Annotated in this window: 18 protein-coding genes and 2 tRNA genes; 16 read left to right on the top strand and 4 right to left on the bottom strand. The window is 69.5% G+C overall.

What is annotated here, in order from left to right; all coding sequences use genetic code 11:
• The first annotated feature begins 111 nt into the window (after window positions 1-111).
• Complete coding sequence (locus ACRX5S_RS26815) at window positions 112-1,374, top strand: MFS transporter (RefSeq protein WP_436775671.1); 1,263 nt, start codon at window positions 112-114, stop codon at window positions 1,372-1,374.
• 351 nt (window positions 1,375-1,725) lie between these two features.
• Here the strand turns inward: ACRX5S_RS26815 and ACRX5S_RS26810 are convergent, their stop codons facing one another.
• A complete protein-coding gene (locus ACRX5S_RS26810; protein ID WP_436775670.1) occupies window positions 1,726-1,965 on the bottom strand; it encodes a DUF2188 domain-containing protein in 240 nt (79 codons plus the stop codon).
• A gap of 749 nt (window positions 1,966-2,714) precedes the next feature.
• Here ACRX5S_RS26810 and ACRX5S_RS26805 point away from each other — a divergent pair.
• On the top strand, window positions 2,715-3,581 hold the full coding sequence (locus tag ACRX5S_RS26805) for a nuclease-related domain-containing protein (protein ID WP_436775669.1): 867 nt from the start codon (window positions 2,715-2,717) through the stop codon (window positions 3,579-3,581).
• Between the two features lie 50 nt (window positions 3,582-3,631).
• On the opposite strand, the gene ACRX5S_RS26800 is transcribed toward ACRX5S_RS26805, so the two are convergent.
• Window positions 3,632-5,146 (bottom strand): peptide deformylase, encoded by a 1,515-nt coding sequence (locus ACRX5S_RS26800; protein WP_436775668.1) that lies wholly within the window; start codon window positions 5,144-5,146, stop codon window positions 3,632-3,634.
• A gap of 222 nt (window positions 5,147-5,368) precedes the next feature.
• Window positions 5,369-5,746, bottom strand: a complete 378-nt coding sequence (locus ACRX5S_RS26795) for a GntR family transcriptional regulator (RefSeq protein ID WP_436775667.1) — start codon at window positions 5,744-5,746, stop codon at window positions 5,369-5,371.
• A gap of 125 nt (window positions 5,747-5,871) precedes the next feature.
• Here ACRX5S_RS26795 and ACRX5S_RS26790 point away from each other — a divergent pair, with 125 nt between their 5' ends.
• The 12 genes from ACRX5S_RS26790 (at window position 5,872) to ACRX5S_RS26735 (ending at window position 12,561) form a co-directional block, all read left to right on the top strand.
• The gene (locus ACRX5S_RS26790) at window positions 5,872-6,219 is read left to right on the top strand and encodes an SCO3933 family regulatory protein (RefSeq protein ID WP_436775666.1); all 348 of its coding nucleotides are present in this window, start codon (window positions 5,872-5,874) and stop codon (window positions 6,217-6,219) included.
• A gap of 10 nt (window positions 6,220-6,229) precedes the next feature.
• A complete protein-coding gene (locus ACRX5S_RS26785; RefSeq protein WP_436775665.1) occupies window positions 6,230-7,639 on the top strand; it encodes an FtsK/SpoIIIE domain-containing protein in 1,410 nt (469 codons plus the stop codon).
• 90 nt (window positions 7,640-7,729) lie between these two features.
• The gene (locus tag ACRX5S_RS26780) at window positions 7,730-7,903 is read left to right on the top strand and encodes a hypothetical protein (RefSeq protein ID WP_436775664.1); all 174 of its coding nucleotides are present in this window, start codon (window positions 7,730-7,732) and stop codon (window positions 7,901-7,903) included.
• Window positions 7,904-7,928: 25 nt separating this feature from the next.
• Entirely contained in the window at window positions 7,929-8,612 is a 684-nt protein-coding gene (locus tag ACRX5S_RS26775) for a DUF2637 domain-containing protein (protein WP_436775663.1), read from the top strand.
• Entirely contained in the window at window positions 8,609-8,890 is a 282-nt protein-coding gene (locus ACRX5S_RS26770) for a hypothetical protein (RefSeq protein ID WP_436775662.1), read from the top strand. Before ACRX5S_RS26775 ends, ACRX5S_RS26770 begins: the two co-directional genes overlap by 4 nt.
• 43 nt (window positions 8,891-8,933) lie before the next feature.
• Entirely contained in the window at window positions 8,934-9,119 is a 186-nt protein-coding gene (locus ACRX5S_RS26765; protein WP_436775661.1) for a mobile element transfer protein, read from the top strand.
• Window positions 9,120-9,136: 17 nt separating this feature from the next.
• Window positions 9,137-9,274, top strand: coding sequence for a hypothetical protein (locus tag ACRX5S_RS26760; RefSeq protein WP_436775660.1), 138 nt, complete (start codon window positions 9,137-9,139; stop codon window positions 9,272-9,274).
• A 112-nt stretch (window positions 9,275-9,386) separates the two neighbouring features.
• Window positions 9,387-9,536: a hypothetical protein gene (locus tag ACRX5S_RS26755; RefSeq protein ID WP_436775659.1), complete on the top strand. Its 150-nt coding sequence runs from the start codon at window positions 9,387-9,389 to the stop codon at window positions 9,534-9,536.
• A gap of 88 nt (window positions 9,537-9,624) precedes the next feature.
• Window positions 9,625-9,747, top strand: coding sequence for a hypothetical protein (locus tag ACRX5S_RS26750; RefSeq protein ID WP_436775658.1), 123 nt, complete (start codon window positions 9,625-9,627; stop codon window positions 9,745-9,747).
• Between the two features lie 81 nt (window positions 9,748-9,828).
• On the top strand, window positions 9,829-11,223 hold the full coding sequence (locus ACRX5S_RS26745; protein WP_436775657.1) for a replication initiator: 1,395 nt from the start codon (window positions 9,829-9,831) through the stop codon (window positions 11,221-11,223).
• A 1-nt stretch (window position 11,224) separates the two neighbouring features.
• Window positions 11,225-11,428 carry an excisionase family DNA-binding protein gene (locus tag ACRX5S_RS26740; RefSeq protein ID WP_436775656.1) on the top strand — a complete coding sequence of 68 codons (204 nt, stop codon included), beginning with the start codon at window positions 11,225-11,227 and terminating at the stop codon, window positions 11,426-11,428.
• Window positions 11,428-12,561, top strand: coding sequence for a tyrosine-type recombinase/integrase (locus tag ACRX5S_RS26735; protein WP_436775655.1), 1,134 nt, complete (start codon window positions 11,428-11,430; stop codon window positions 12,559-12,561). The genes ACRX5S_RS26740 and ACRX5S_RS26735 overlap by 1 nt, the downstream gene beginning before the upstream one ends.
• A gap of 61 nt (window positions 12,562-12,622) precedes the next feature.
• Here ACRX5S_RS26735 and ACRX5S_RS26730 read toward each other — a convergent pair.
• Window positions 12,623-12,696: transfer RNA gene (locus ACRX5S_RS26730), tRNA-Gly, on the bottom strand.
• A gap of 146 nt (window positions 12,697-12,842) precedes the next feature.
• Between ACRX5S_RS26730 and ACRX5S_RS26725 the strand changes: the two genes are divergently transcribed.
• Together ACRX5S_RS26725 and tig are read left to right on the top strand one after the other, a co-directional pair.
• Window positions 12,843-12,918, top strand: a tRNA-Pro gene (locus tag ACRX5S_RS26725).
• 91 nt (window positions 12,919-13,009) lie between these two features.
• Window positions 13,010-14,371 (top strand): trigger factor, encoded by a 1,362-nt coding sequence (tig, locus tag ACRX5S_RS26720; protein WP_436775654.1) that lies wholly within the window; start codon window positions 13,010-13,012, stop codon window positions 14,369-14,371.
• The last annotated feature ends 117 nt before the right edge of the window (window positions 14,372-14,488 follow it).

The following is a 14,488-nucleotide window of genomic DNA, read 5'->3' as shown; positions in this document are numbered from 1 at the left end:
AGACCTAAAACGTTGTTCCTTACACGAGTAAGCTGAGCACTCGCTCCCTTTCCGTGGCATCCGACGCAAAGAGAGCGCTCCTGACCACTCGCGTACCAACGTGGAGCCTCTGTGCTGTCCCCCTACAGGCGAATATTCGAAGCGCCAGGAAGCCTCGCGTTCTCCGCGGCCGGGTTCGTCGCACGCATGCCGCTCTCGATGACCGGCATCGGGATCGTCACGATGCTCTCCCAGATGCGCGACTCGTACGGGCTCGCGGGTGCGGTCACCGCGGTGATCATGATCTCCGGCGCGGTCTGCGGACCGCAGATCTCGCGCCTCGTCGACCGCTTCGGCCAGCGCCGCGTCGCGCTGCCGGCCACCGTCGTCACCCTCTCCGGCGGCGCCGCGCTGCTGCTCTGCGCCCGGCTCGAAGCCCCCGACTGGACGCTCTTCGTCAGCGCGCTCGCGGTCGGGTGCATGCCCACCTTCGGCTCGATGGTCCGGGCGAGGTGGTCGCACATCTACCGCGGCGACCCCGAACGCCTGCACACCGCCTACTCGTTCGAATCCGTCGTGGACGAGATGTGCTTCATCCTCGGCCCGATCCTCGCGGTCGGCCTGTCCACCGCGGTCTTCCCCGAGGCCGGCGTCCTGGTCTCCGGGGCCTTCCTGGCCACCGGCGCGGTGCTCCTGTGCGCCCAGACCAAGACCGAGCCGCCGGTACGCGCGGCCGAGGGAGCCAGGCACGGCTCCGCGATCCGCGCGGCGGGCCTGCGCGTGCTCGTCCTGACGTACATCGCCACCGGCGCCATCTTCGGGTCCATCGACGTCGTGACCGTCGCCTTCGCCGAGGACGAGGGGCACAAGGCCCTCGCCAGTGTGGCCCTGTCCGTCTACGCCCTGGGCTCGTGCGTCGCGGGCATCGCCTTCGGCATCGTCAAGGTGCGCGGTTCCGGTGCGGCGCGTTTCCTCACCGGCGTCCTCGTCATGGCGGCCAGCATGGTCCCGCTGCTCTTCGTCACGAACCTCTGGTTCGTCGGCGCCGCCCTCTTCCTCGCCGGACTCTCGGTCGCGCCGACCATGGTCACCACGATGTCCCTCGTCGGCGACTTCGTCCCGGCCCGCCAGCTCACCGAGGGCATGTCCTGGACCATCACCGGCCTCGCCGTCGGCGTCGCGGCGGGCTCCTCCATCGGCGGCGCGGTCGTGGACGCCCACGGCTCCTCCGCCGGCTACTCCGTCCCGGTGGTGGCCGCCGCCCTCGGCGCCGTCATCGCGCTCGCCGGCAGCCCCTGGCTCCGCCGCCCGGCCACCCGCCCCCAGGCGCCCGCGGCCCCGACCCCGGCCGAGCCCGCAAGCCCCGAAAAGGCGACCCCCGAGCCCGCAAGCTGAGCGGCCCGGCCCGTCCCGACAACCCGAGGCCGACAACCCGTACCCGACAACACAGGCCGACGACGCAGCCCGACAACCCAGCCCGACAACGCAACAGGCCCGGATCCGGGAAACCACCCCGGCCGGGCCTGTCAGTGTGGAGCGGATGACGAGAATCGAACTCGCGTAATCAGTTTGGAAGACTAACCGAGCGCGTTGTGCACGACGTGGGAAGACGATTCCGCAGGTGAACGCACCAAGCCCGCGCTGTTCCCCGTGAATCCCCGTCGTGCACCGGGCCATCGGGCATGTGGCGGGCACGCCCCGACCCGCTGCGCGCAGACCGGGGCGTGCCTTCATGCTGGATGCTGATCAGCCGCGCGGCGGGAACGGGTCGTTGCCGGGGGCGATCGTCCGCTTGTCGACGATGGTTCCGTCGACACCGTGAACGACGAGTTCGCCGCCGCCGTTGCGCCGGAGCCATTCCGTGCCTCGCGCGGCGGCCGTGCTCTGGGTCGCGGTCACGGCTATCGGGCGGTCAGCACCCTCTGCCTTCGCCTGCCACTGGGCGTCCGGGCGCTTCGTGACGTGGACAGTCTTTGGCCTTGACATATCGGATTCCTCTCCGCAGTCAGGCCAACCGATCGCTTGCCCTCTTGGCCCACGTTCAACAAGAGGGGTAGGGTCCGAAGCGCACCTTCCACAATGTGCAACGGCCCCGCAGATGGGCGGCCCGACGTCTAGTCGGCCCCCGTTTGGCGGGGCCGTCTCGTTGTGGGCGCCTCAGTAGTAGCACTCCCGGAAGCGCCGCGCAAACGCGACACGCCACAACATGTAGATGATCAAGTCCCTTGCTGTCACTACATGTTGTGGTCCGCGAGAAGCGCCGGAGTATACGCCGCCCCACCGACAACACGGAGGGTCGCGCCGCGGAGGAGGCGCCGCGACGGTTTGCCGAACCTTGATCGCCGGGGCGGGAGCATGAACGGGGGCCCGTAAACTTGATCGGTGAATGTGGGGGCCGTAGGCACCCCACCCGAATTCCCACATTGGGCCCCCGTTCTTGCTCCCGGTGGGCCCCCGGCTATCGAGGTTCGGTAAAGCTTCGCGGTGCCGGTCCTCGTGACCTCCTGCGCGCCTGCTCTTGGGCGCGGGGCCGACGGCGGCGGCCCGGAACGGCGGCCACGCCGCATGCCCGGTCGGCGGCGGCGGCCCCGCGCCCGGCGCGCTGTGCGCGCGGGTGCGGGGTTCTTGAACACGTAGGGAAAGTTGTAACGAGCCTCCGGCTGTCGGTCGCGTCTGCTGAACTGGGAGGGTAGTACCGGTAGTTGGATGGTTCCTACGTCCCTCGGGGGTGGCGTGTGACCGATCTGGTGGTGACTCCGTGGAAGCGATACGGACATGATCGCCTCTACGTGAACCTGGGTTCCGGCGGCCAACGCGTCGCGTTCTACGATCGCAAGACCGGGGTTCTGACAGTTGAAGTCGAAGAGTTCAGGTCGCGCGTGCTTGAGGTGTTGCGGCCCCACATGACACCTCCGGTGCCCCCAGCGGCGCCCATGACGCCGGTTGAGTCGGCTGCACCGCCACCGCCGCCGCCACTGCCGGGTCGCTCGCCTGCAACGGACTTGGCGTCTAATCGTGCGGGGCAAGCAGTTTCGGAGCGAGCTGCCGAACTGGTTCCGAGCCGCTTCGTGCGCCTGTTGACCAAGGTCTTCCGCATCCGTACAGCCGCGACATCGTGGGAAGTCGGTGCCGCAGGCGAACGCATTGTGGGCGCTGCGCTCTCGTCTCTGGAGGGGCGCGGCTGGTACGTGCTCCAGTCCGTCCGCCTACCCAGCGGTGCAGACATAGATCACGTCGTGATCGGCCCTGCCGGAGTCTTCACTGTGAATACGAAGCACCACCGGGGAGCCAGTATCTGGGTCGGTGATGAGATGGCGACCATCAATCGGGCGAAAGAGCCCTACCCCCGAAGGAGCCGCGGGGAAGCGGCGCGGGCCGCAAAGAGTCTGACCACAGCCTGTGGGTTCGACGTACACGCGCAACCCGTGCTCGCCTTCGTCAATGCCGGGAAGATCCGTGATGGACAGACGCGGAATCGCGTCTTAGTCGCGGACGGGCACATGCTTGGCTCAATCCTGTGGGGGCTGCCCGGCAAGCTGAGCCCGCCTACGGTCGACGCGATTTACGCTGCGGCGCGGGACGCACGGACTTGGGGTGGATGAGTCGCCCGACAATGCGTAGGTGATGCCGTGGCAAGGCGCCAACTGCCTTGCTATTGCGGCTGCGTGCTACCGCCGCTGTACTGCCAGGTTTGGCCGGTGCCTCGATATTGAGCTACGGGAATCGGGGAGGTTCCCAGCGGCATGTGAGATGTGTAGAGAACGCCGTGTAGATGGTCCACTTCGTGCGCGACTAGGCGAGCTACCGCATGCTCGAAGATTGTGATGCGACGTTGCCCGTCGATGTCTTGGTGCTCCACGCTGATGCTGAGCGGGCGTGGAACCATGCCTCGTACGTCGAAGAAGCTCCAGCATCCCTCGTACTGTTCGTCCGCCTCGGTTGACTGCTCGATGATCCTGGGGTTCACGAGCGTGATGGTCTCGCCCTCAGCCGTGCGGACGATGGCTGCTGCTCGATCGATGCCGAGTTGCGGGGCCGCGCACCCCATTCCCTTGCTGAACACGTGGATGCCGGCAGCGCGCTCTCCGGCCGAGACGAGTTCGGCCACGACTCTGCGGACCTCCTCGGCCTCCTTGGGGAGTTGGAACGGCCGGGCGGGCTTGTTCAGGATCTCGTCGCCGACCTGGACGATGCCAATGGATGACATCTTGGCGCTTGGCGTCAGGGCCATATGACTGGCATCTCCTTCATCGCTTGGTCCGGCGCGGAACTTCCATTCGAGCCGGTATCGGGCATGCAGCGGCGGATCCTGAGTGGTCCATGCATAGATGCTGCGGTCATCGACTGTGTGATGAGTGATGGCGGTTCGGAAGGGAAACGCGGCGGCTGTCATCGTTGTTTCAGTGCCCCAGACGCCGGGATCCAGCTCTGACGGGAAGTCGAGTCGCACGCTCAGCTTCTCAGTAGGCAGTCGCACGGCACGCTGGAACCAGGTTCCCCACTTGTCATCGCTCACCGTGTAGCTGTACTCGATCCAAGTAGATTCCCCTGGGTAGAGCGGGTACCTGCCGTATTCGTTCTCGAAGAGGAGCCACAGTTCTTTGAACGCGTCGCGGTCGTGCTGGACGCGCCAGCCGATGGGCTCACGTCCTACCTTCGCCGCCAGGTTGATTTCTTCCCAAGTCAAGGGATTGTCACGGTAGAGGCGATTCGATCGCTCGGGGTTCCCTGGATGGCGATCAACGGAGATTCGGATCAAGTACTGCGTGATGGGGTCAGGGCTCGCGTTGTAGATCAGGCGGCGCTGCGTGGCCCGGTAGTACCGGCCGTCATAACGGAGTTCTGCATCGTCGTGTTTGACGATGAGACTTGAAGGCTGCACGTCTGTTGCGCTGTCGGACCCGGCGTGCGGCACACCAGCGGTCGCGCGCTCGACTGGCTCCAGTTCGTTGAACGCGCGCTTGATGGCACCGCCAGCGTTCAGGACGCGGTCCGCCTGTTCGGCGAAGGACTGGCTTGGGCGCTGTTGCCCACTCTCGACCTTGGAGACGTACGAGGGTGTGTAGCCAACCGCCTTGGCCAAGGCAGATTGGGAGAGGCCGCGTACCTCGCGCCAGCGCTTCAACTCAGCGATGAACGGTTCTGCGGCGTGGCTTTCGTCCGACATGACGCCTCCCCGTGGGCGTTGTGCCTGTGAGTGACCTGTGAGTGATCGGCAATCAGCCTGTGGTCACACCTTGCTGTTCGGCTCTTCTGGTTCTGCGACCTTCCACCAAGGCTGAGGAGCCACCGATGGGCATGACACCGGACGAACTTGAAAGTGTCCGCCGCCGACTCGCGCTCTTGGATGAGGCCGTGGCGCAGCTCTCGGCGAGGGCTTCCCGTGTCGCTACTCGGCCGACTGACGGTCGTTGCCATGGCGCTCCAGGTCCGCCAAGCGCTCCGATAGCTCTTGGACCGTGCGATCCAGCCGGTGAAGGTGCTCGCTGATCAGCAGGTACTCGGGCGAGTGTCCGGGGTCGTCTGGAGGAAGCTCGTCCCGAACGAAGCTTCCCCGGCCGGGGCTTGTGTAGATCAAGCCGTCAGCCCGAAGGATCTCGACCGCGCTTTGAGCGGTCATGGGGGCGACCTTGAACTTCTCGGCGAGCTGCCGAACGGATGGCAGCTTTGCCCCAGCCGCGAGCGCGCCGCTTCTGATCTCGGCGCGGAGGACATCGGCCACTTCTTGTGAAGCGGGTGCCCGCTTGTCGTCGGCGCTCGGAGTCATGCCAGCAGAGTATCGCCAGATCTGTTCTAGGTCACTCAGGACTCTTGACTCTGACTGTCCTAGGTGTACTGTGACACTTAAGGCGGCAGGCAGTCGTCTTCCGCTCCAACTTCCAGGAGACATTGATGCGTTCGATTCCGGTGGACACGTCGGCGGCCACGGTGATGCTCGTGGTGCCGCCCGCGCCGAAGTTGAAGGACAAGCGCACGGGTGAGCGGTCGATGGACCACGAGACCGGTGCACCGATGAGCACGGTGACGGTGAACTACATCTACGACGGTGCGGTGGAGCTGCTGACGGTGGCGGTGCCGGAGACGGGGCTGTCGGGGGAGTTCCTCCCGGGCATGCTGGTTGCGCTGACGGGTCTGGTGGCGCGGCCGTGGGAGACGGAGTTCAACGGCCGTAAGCAGCACGGGATCTCGTTCCGGGCGGTCGCGGTGACCGCGCTGGCCCCGGTCGGCGCGAGGGGCTGAGTGAGTCTCCGTGTCTGAGTTGCTGTTTACGCTCGCCGGTGTCGGCGGCCCCGTCGCTGCGGTGGCTGGTGGCGCTCGTGTTGCCCGGGTTCGGGCGCCGCGCGCGTACTGGTCGGCGGTGGGGCTGCCGGTCTCGGCGGTCCGGTTGACGGCGTCGTACCGGTCGGTGATGGAAGCATGCGGGCTGACGGCCGATCCGACGCTGACGGCTCGGTCGCTGGCGCGGATGCGGCACACCACGGCAGCCCGGTCGCTGCCGCGTCGGCGCGGTTTCCGTCCGTCTGTGATGGGCTACCGGCTGAGGCTCCGGATGCGCCCGGGCCAGACACCCGACGACTTCGCGGTGGCGACCGAGCGACTGCGGCATGCCTGGGGCGTGCGGGCGGTGTACGTGTCCTCGCCCGGCCCCGGGTGGGTGGAACTGCGTGTGGTCGGCTGGGACGTTCTGGCGGACGTGCGCATGCCGAAGTCGGCTGAGTCGGCGCTGCTGCGGTTCCCGGTCGGGCTGCGGGCGGACGGCACGGTGCATGTGCGCGACTACCGCGCGGTGCCGCACCAGCTCGTCATCGGGGCGACGCAGTCGGGCAAGTCGGTGTTCCAGCGGAACCTAGTTGCCGGGCTTGCGCCGCAACCGGTCGCGCTGGTCGGGGTGGACTGCAAGTGGGGTGTGGAGCTTGCCCCGTACGCCCCGCGCCTGTCCGCGCTCGCGGTCGACCCGGACCAGGTCGACGACCTGTTGGCCGCGCTGGTGGTCGAGATGGAGAACCGCTACCACCTGATCCGCGCGGCCCAGGGCATCGGCCCGGCGGTCGAGGATGCCGAGATCACCTCGGACATCTGGGGCCTGCCTGAACATCTGCGGCCGGTGCCCGTCGTCCTGATCGTGGACGAGATCGCCGAACTGTTCCTGACCGCCAGCAAGGCCGACGACGAACGGCGCGCCCGGCTGGTCACCGCGTTGATCCGGCTCGCCCAACTGGGGCGCGCCGCCGGGATCTACGTGGAGGCGTGCGGCCAGCGGTTCGGCTCCGACCTCGGCAAGGGCGCCACCATGCTCCGGGCGCAGTTGACCGGCCGGGTGTGCCACCGCGTGAACGACTCGCAGTCGGCCGACATGGCGTTCGGCGACATCGCCGCCGAGGCCGCCCAGGCCGCCACCGCGATTCCGGCGGACCGCCCCGGCACGGCGATCGCTGGGGACTCCTCCGGCGGCTGGTCACACATCCGCACCCCGCACCGCAAGATCGGCGACGTCGCCCGGCTGTGCGCCGACACCGCGCACCTCGTGCCGGACCTGCCCGCGCTGGCGCCGTTCGCCCCGGCGGTCACGCTCGGCTCGGTTGACCTGCACACCGCCATTGACGCGCTGATCGCGAAGGTCGGCGCACCGGACGGGACCGGCAAAGTCCCGGTCGCCTGACGAACTGGCGCTTCCCGCAATCCGGTTGGCGTGACCGCCTCACGCCGCGTCCCTACCCGATCCATGCCCGAAACCGAAGGGAGAGCCCTCGTGGCTGCTGCGCGTAGGCCGCTGACGGTGAAGTGCCCGGCCTGCAAGGGACAGGGCGACGTCGACACCACGGTGACGGTCGGCCGCAAGAACAGCGGCAAGTCGGTCAAGCAGGCCGCCATGTGCATGACCTGCCTGGGCAGCAAGCGCGTCCCGGCGCAGAAGCGGAAGTGACCTGGTGTCGCGCCGACTTCGCGCTGTGCGCCTCGATCCGCTGCTGATCCAGGCGGCCATTGCGGGGGCGCTGTCGTTCTCGCACCTGCACGACATCGCTCAGGCCTCCGGGCAGTCCGGCTGGCAGGCGTGGGCCTACCCCGTGTCCGTCGACCTGCTGTTGGTGGCGGCGTGGCGCCGCCTCATGGTCGCCCGCAGTTGCGGCGGCCCGCAGTTCGGGCCGTGGCTGTGGTTCGTCGTCGCGCTGGCCGCGTCGCTCGGCGCGAACGTCGCCACCGCCGGACTCCTGGACCTGGAGAACCCGCCCGCCTGGCTGCGGCTGACGGTCGCGGGATGGCCCGCCCTGGCGTTCCTCGGCGGCACCCTCCTCGTCCACCGGCCCCACGCCGCCTCGCCCGCCGCGCCGCCCGGGTTCGCCCCCGAACCGGCGCCCCAGGTCGAGGTGTTCGCAGACCTGGACGACGCCACGCCGCACACCGATCCCCCCGCGCTGCCCGCCCCGCCTGAGCCGCCCGCCGCGCCGCCTGAGGCCGCGCCGGTCGCGGTGCCCCCGGCGCTGCTGGACCACGCCCGGCGGATCGCCGACCAGCACCACCGCACCACCGGAACTGCCATCGCCCCGGACGCGCTCCGCGCCCGCCTCGGCGTAGCGGCGCACCTCGCTGACCAGATCACCGCCCACCTGACCACCACCGGAGGCAACCCGTGAACCCGGACCTGACCGCCGCCCTGCTCGCCGTCGGCGACCAGCCGAACAACACGCCCAGCACCACGCCCGCCGCCGGGTCGGTGACCCTCGGCACCGGCGTCGTGATCTTCGTCGTCGCGTTCTTCCTGATCAAGCTCGGCACCGGCAAGGCCGGATGGGTCCTGATGGCCATCGCGGGCGTGATGCTCGCCGACACCCAACTCGGCGGTCTCGTCGGCCAGTTCGGCGCGCAGCTCGCCGTCTCCGGCGTCAACGGCGTCACCTCCCTGTTCACCTGACCGCCCGCCCATGCCCGAACCGCACCCGAGAGGAGGAAGCCCCATGCACCGACCGTTCACCCGCGTGACCCGGGTCGGCCCGGTCAACGTCGGCACCCGCCCCGACCAGCGCGGCAAGCCCAGGCACACCGCCGCGTGCACCGCCCCGAACTGCGGCTGGTCCGCCAGCTACAGCAACCGCGACGCCGCCGACCTGGCCGCCCGCACCCACCGCTGCCCCGCCCACTGACCGGAGAGGAGCCAGCGATGGCCTGCACCACCTGCAAGGGCAAAGGCTCGGTTCGTCTGCCCCGCCGCCAGATCCTCCCCGGCGCGACCGCGATCCGCCGCCGTGCCGACCGACACGCCGCGTGCCCGTCCTGCCTGGGCGTCCCGCGCGCCTGAACCCCCGTGAGCCCCCGGGGACGGCCCACTCCCGCCAAGAAGACGGCCGCCCCCTGGGGACTCCGGATCCCTCACCGACCCGAACCAACGACTCAGCAGAGGAGACACCATCATGCCCGCGAACGTCCCCACTTTCGCCCAGCCGTGCCCGAGCTGCGACGGCTTCGGCCGCGCCGTCGTCACCGGCCCCCGCCACACCGCCCGCCGCCCCGCCACGCGCATCGTGACCTGCACCGCGTGCCGGGGACGGGGGAAGCGGTGACCGACGCCGAACGCCGCGCCCTGGAGGACCGCGTCCGGGCCCGCAACAAGCAGTCCCGCGACGACGCGCAGATCAAGCGGGACGCCCGGTGACCGCCCGCCGCCCGGCCGGGGCGAACCCCGCCGAACTGGCCCGCATCCGCGGCGAATGGCGCCGCATCACCGGCACCTCGCGCACCCGCAACCCCCAGAACGACCACCGCAGCAAGTAGCGCGCAGCACCCAACGGCGGGGCGCCCGGATATCCGGACGCCCCGCCTCCTTCCCACGCCACCAACCTGGAGGACACACCCTTGACCGCGCCCACGCTCGCGGCGCCCGACGTCGACGCCGCGTTCGCCGACCTGGCCCGCCTCGCCAGGTCCGGCCGCACCGACGAGACGTTCCGGCAACTCGCCCACACCGGAGGCTGCACCGACCCGATCCGCCTCGACCGCACCGACATCCGCACCGACACCGGCGAAATCCTCGTCCACCCCACCGCCCCGCGCGCGTCCGGCGAACTGCTGGTGCGCTGCGGCAACCGCCGCGCAACCCGCTGCCCCGCCTGCGCCGAGGTCTACCGCCGCGACACCTACCACCTGATCTGCGCCGGACTCGTCGGCGGCAAGTCCGTCCCGGAGACCGTGGCCGAACACCCGCGTGTGTTCCTCACCTTGACCGCTCCGTCGTTCGGCCCGGTCCACAACCGGCCCGACACCGGCCGCTGCCGCTGCGGTGCGCGCCACGACGCCGACGCCCCCGAACTCGGCACGCCGCTGGACCCGGAGAGGTACGACTATGCCGGGGCGGTGCTGTGGAACGCCCACGCCGGGGACCTGTGGCGGCGCTTCACCATCGAACTGCGCCGCGCCCTCGCCGCCGCCACCGGACTGACCCAACGCGACTGCGCCGAACGGCTGCGGCTGTCCTTCGCGAAGGTCGCCGAATACCAGCGGCGCGGCGCCGTGCACTTCCACGCCGTCATCCGCCTGGATGGCCGCACTGGCCCCGACGAGGTGTCACCGCCCGCCGCCCGGTTCAGCCTCGGCGTCCTGGACGCCGCCATCCGCACCGCGGCTTCCCGCGCCCGGGTTCCCGCCCCGCAGTCCGACGCTATGCCGGCCGATTTCGTGTTCGGCCGCCAGCTCGACATCCGGCCCATCGTCGGCGACGCCCTGTCGACAGAGCCGATCACCGACCGCGCGGTGGCCGCGTACATCGCCAAGTACGCCACCAAGGGCGCGGAGACCGCGACCGGCACCCTTGACCGCCCCATCGGCGGCCCCGCCGACCTGGACCGGCACGACCTGACCGACCACGCCCGCCGCCTCGTCACCACCGCGTGGGCCCTCGGCGCACACCCCGGGCTCGAACACCTGCTGTTGCGCAAGTGGGCACACATGCTCGGCTTCCGGGGCCACTTCACCACCAAGTCACGCCGCTACAGCACTACCCTGGGCGCACTGCGCGCCGCACGCGCGGACTGGAACGAAGCCCAGAGCCGCGCCGCCGCCGAGGCTGCCGGACATCCGCTGCCCGACCCGGACACCACCCTCGTCATCGCCCACTGGACCTACGCCGGACATGGCCACACCCCCGGCGAATCCCTCATCGCCGCCACCATCGCCCGCAACAAGCAGCTCGCCCGCGACACCGCCCGCGACGCACGCGCCGAACTCGACACCGGCGACGCGGGGGAGTGGTGACATGGACAGGCTGTTGAACGTCCACGAGGTGGCGGAGCGGATGGGCCTCAAGGGTCCGCGCTTCCCCCGGCGCCTGATCGAGGAACGGCGGATCGAGTACGTCAAGGTGGGCACCCACGTGCGCATCCGGGAAAGCGTCGTGGACGCCTACCTTGCGGCGCACACGATCGCCCCGGCGCGGCGCTCCCTGCGGGCGGTGAGCTGATGCCCAAGAAGCGACAGTTCGGACGCCTGCGGAAACTGCCCTCCGGCCGCTACCAGGCGCGCTACAAGGGCCCGGACGGCATCGACCGCCCCGCCCCGCTGACCTTCGCGAGGAAGAAGGACGCGGAGGAGTGGCTTGCCGAACAGCTCGTGGCGATGCGGCGCGGAGGATGGATCGACCCGGATGCCGGGAAGATCCCGTTGGGGGAGTACGCCACGAAGTGGATCGCCGAACGCGGGCTCAGCCCTCGAACGGTGGAGCTGTACCAGTCCCTGTTGCGGCTGCACATCGCCCCGACCCTCGGCGACGTCTACGTCTCCGACATCACCCCGTCCGAGGTACGCGGCTGGCGCGCCGGTCGCCTCGGCGTCGGCGTAGGCGCGTCCACCGTGGCCAAGGCGTACGCCTTCATGCGGGCCGTGCTGACCACCGCCGTCCAGGATGAGCTGATCCGCCGGAACCCGTGCCAGATCAAGGGCGGGAGCAAGGAGCACACCCCGGAACGGCCGATCGCGACCGTCGCCGACGTGTACGCCCTCGCCGGGCAGGTGCCCCGGCGGTTCCGCGCGCTGGTCCTGGTCGCCGCGCTGCTGGGCCTGCGCTGGGGCGAGTTGATCGCGCTCACGCGTGACGACGTGGACGTGAACGCCCGCACGGTGCGGATCCGGGCCTCGGTCGCCGTGCTCCGCAACGGTCAGCAGTTCCGCAAGCTGCCCAAGTCGGCGGCGGGCGTCCGGACCGTGGTGGTCCCGGCCGTGCTGGTGCCTGAGCTGCGGTGGCACATCGAGTGCTACGCCGAGCCGGGCCGCGACGGTCGGCTGTTCGTCGGCGCCAAGGGGGCCACGCCGCGCGCGAACCACTTCCACAAGCTGTGGCATAGGGCGCGGACGGCGGTGGGCATGCCGCACCTGCACTTCCACGACCTGAGGCACACGGGCAACATGCTCGCGGCGGCGGCCGGGGCGAACACCCGGGAGATGATGACCCGGATGGGTCACAGCACGGCGCGGGCGGCGCTGATCTACCAGCACGCGACCGACGAGCGGCAGCGCCTCATCGCCGACGCCCTGAGCAATGTCGTGACCTCGGCCCGGAGGCCCCACGGGCACGATAAGGGCACGTCACGCGGCTAGAAGATCCAGAACGAGTCAGGCCCAGCTCGGGGAATGTGCCCCTGAGCTGGGCCTGATCTGTTGGAGCGGATGACGAGAATCGAACTCGCGTAATCAGTTTGGAAGACTGAGGCTCTACCATTGAGCTACATCCGCACATGTCGCGACGCTCGGCTTTCGACCGGGCGTCCGGGCATTAGAGTACCGGATCGGCGGGGGAGCGTGCGGGCAGGCACGCGACGAGGCGTCCACCGGGCAGTGCAGACTGTACCGTGGCGTCCTCTAGACTCTTCCGAGCGCCACGGGGCGTAGCGTAGTGGCTAGCGCGCCTGCTTTGGGAGCAGGAGATCGGGAGTTCGAGTCTCCCCGCCCCGACCACGCGTCCTGGTGGCGGAGCCCCCAAGCGCACCGCTACAGACCATTTCCATCTGGCCGGAAGTACAGCCGCCCGCAACAAGGAGACCCAACCGTGAAGAGCGCCGTGGAGACTCTGAACCCGACCCGGGTTCGGCTCACCGTCGAGGTTCCCTCCGAGGAGCTCAAGCCCAGCCTCGATGCGGCGTACAAGAAGATCAGCCAGTCGATCACGGTGCCGGGCTTCCGCAAGGGCAAGATCCCCTCGCGCATCATCGACCAGCGCTTCGGCCGCGAGGCGGTCTTCGTCGAGGCGTTCGACGACATCCTGTCGTCGTCGTACGGCAAGGCCGTCGAGGAGAACGAGCTCCGCGTGCTGGGCCAGCCCGAGGTGACCGAGGTCACCGAGGTGGGCGAGCTGTCCAACGGCGCGGACCTGAAGTTCGTCGCCGAGGTGGACACCCGTCCGGCCATCGAGGTGCCGGAGTACGACGGCATCGAGGTGTCCGTCGACGACCTCGCGGTCACCGACGAGGACATCGACGCGCAGATCGACCAGCTCCGCGACCGCTTCGGCTCGCTCAAGGTCGTCGAGCGCGCCGCCGAGAAGGACGACACCGTCGTGATCGACCTGGAGGCCAAGGTCGACGGCGAGGTGCTGGAGGACGGCGTCGCGTCCGGCATGTCGTACGTGGTGGGCAGCGAGACGATGATCGACGGCCTGGACGAGGCCGTGACCGGCCTGTCCGCCGGCGAGGAGAAGGCGTTCTCGACCGAGCTCAAGGGCGGCAGCGGCGAGGGCCAGACCGCGGACGTCACGGTCAAGGTCACCTCCGTCAAGACCAAGGAACTGCCGGAGCTGGACGACGACTTCGCGCAGCTCGCGAGTGAGTTCGACACGCTGGACGAGCTGAAGGCGGACATCAAGGGCCGCCTGGAGCACACCAAGGCGCACGACCAGATCAACGACGGCCGGGACAAGGTCCTGGAGAAGCTCCTCGACCTGGTCGAGGTGCCGCTGCCGGAGAAGGTCGTCGCCGAGGAGATCGACCAGCGCAAGCAGCAGATGGACCAGCAGCTCTCGATGATGGGCGTCACGCTGGACAAGTGGCTGGAGATCCAGGGCCAGACCGCCGAGGCGTACGACGCCGAGCTGGAGGACAGCGTCGCCAAGGGCATGCGCGTGCAGTTCCTGCTCGACGAGGTCGTCAAGAAGGAGCAGATCTCCGTCAACCAGGAGGAGCTGACCCAGCACCTCATCGCCCGCGCGCAGCAGTCCGGCATGAGCCCGGACCAGTTCGCGCAGCAGGTGATGCAGGCCGGGTACGTCCCGGTCCTGGTCGGCGAGGTCGCGCGCGGCAAGGCGCTGGACGTCATCGCGGCGGCCGCCAAGGCCACCGACGCTTCGGGCAACCAGATCGACCTGGCCAAGGACCTGCACGCGGGCGACGAGGGCCACGAGCACCACGACCACTGAGCGCCCGCGGACTTCGGGGTGCCGGTGGAGGCCGCGGTCGTCCGCGGCTGATTCCGACGCCCCGTCCGACCGATCGCTCCAGTGCCAGGGCCCGGCCGCTGCCCAGCGGCCGGGCCC

This window comes from Yinghuangia sp. YIM S09857 (assembly GCF_051388915.1).
In the GTDB taxonomy this organism is placed as follows: Bacteria; Actinomycetota; Actinomycetes; order Streptomycetales; family Streptomycetaceae; genus Yinghuangia.
This window is presented reverse-complemented; position numbering and strand designations above follow the sequence as displayed.

Coding starts and splice junctions, on each gene's coding strand:
- ACRX5S_RS26735 (WP_436775655.1), top strand. CDS start 11,428: ATGCCCAAGAAGCGACAGTTCGGACGCCTGCGGAAACTGCCCTCCGGC.
- ACRX5S_RS26790 (WP_436775666.1), top strand. CDS start 5,872: ATGCGTTCGATTCCGGTGGACACGTCGGCGGCCACGGTGATGCTCGTG.
- ACRX5S_RS26810 (WP_436775670.1), bottom strand. CDS start 1,965: ATGTCAAGGCCAAAGACTGTCCACGTCACGAAGCGCCCGGACGCCCAG.
- ACRX5S_RS26740 (WP_436775656.1), top strand. CDS start 11,225: ATGGACAGGCTGTTGAACGTCCACGAGGTGGCGGAGCGGATGGGCCTC.
- ACRX5S_RS26765 (WP_436775661.1), top strand. CDS start 8,934: ATGCACCGACCGTTCACCCGCGTGACCCGGGTCGGCCCGGTCAACGTC.
- ACRX5S_RS26795 (WP_436775667.1), bottom strand. CDS start 5,746: ATGACTCCGAGCGCCGACGACAAGCGGGCACCCGCTTCACAAGAAGTG.
- ACRX5S_RS26760 (WP_436775660.1), top strand. CDS start 9,137: ATGGCCTGCACCACCTGCAAGGGCAAAGGCTCGGTTCGTCTGCCCCGC.
- ACRX5S_RS26755 (WP_436775659.1), top strand. CDS start 9,387: ATGCCCGCGAACGTCCCCACTTTCGCCCAGCCGTGCCCGAGCTGCGAC.
- ACRX5S_RS26800 (WP_436775668.1), bottom strand. CDS start 5,146: ATGTCGGACGAAAGCCACGCCGCAGAACCGTTCATCGCTGAGTTGAAG.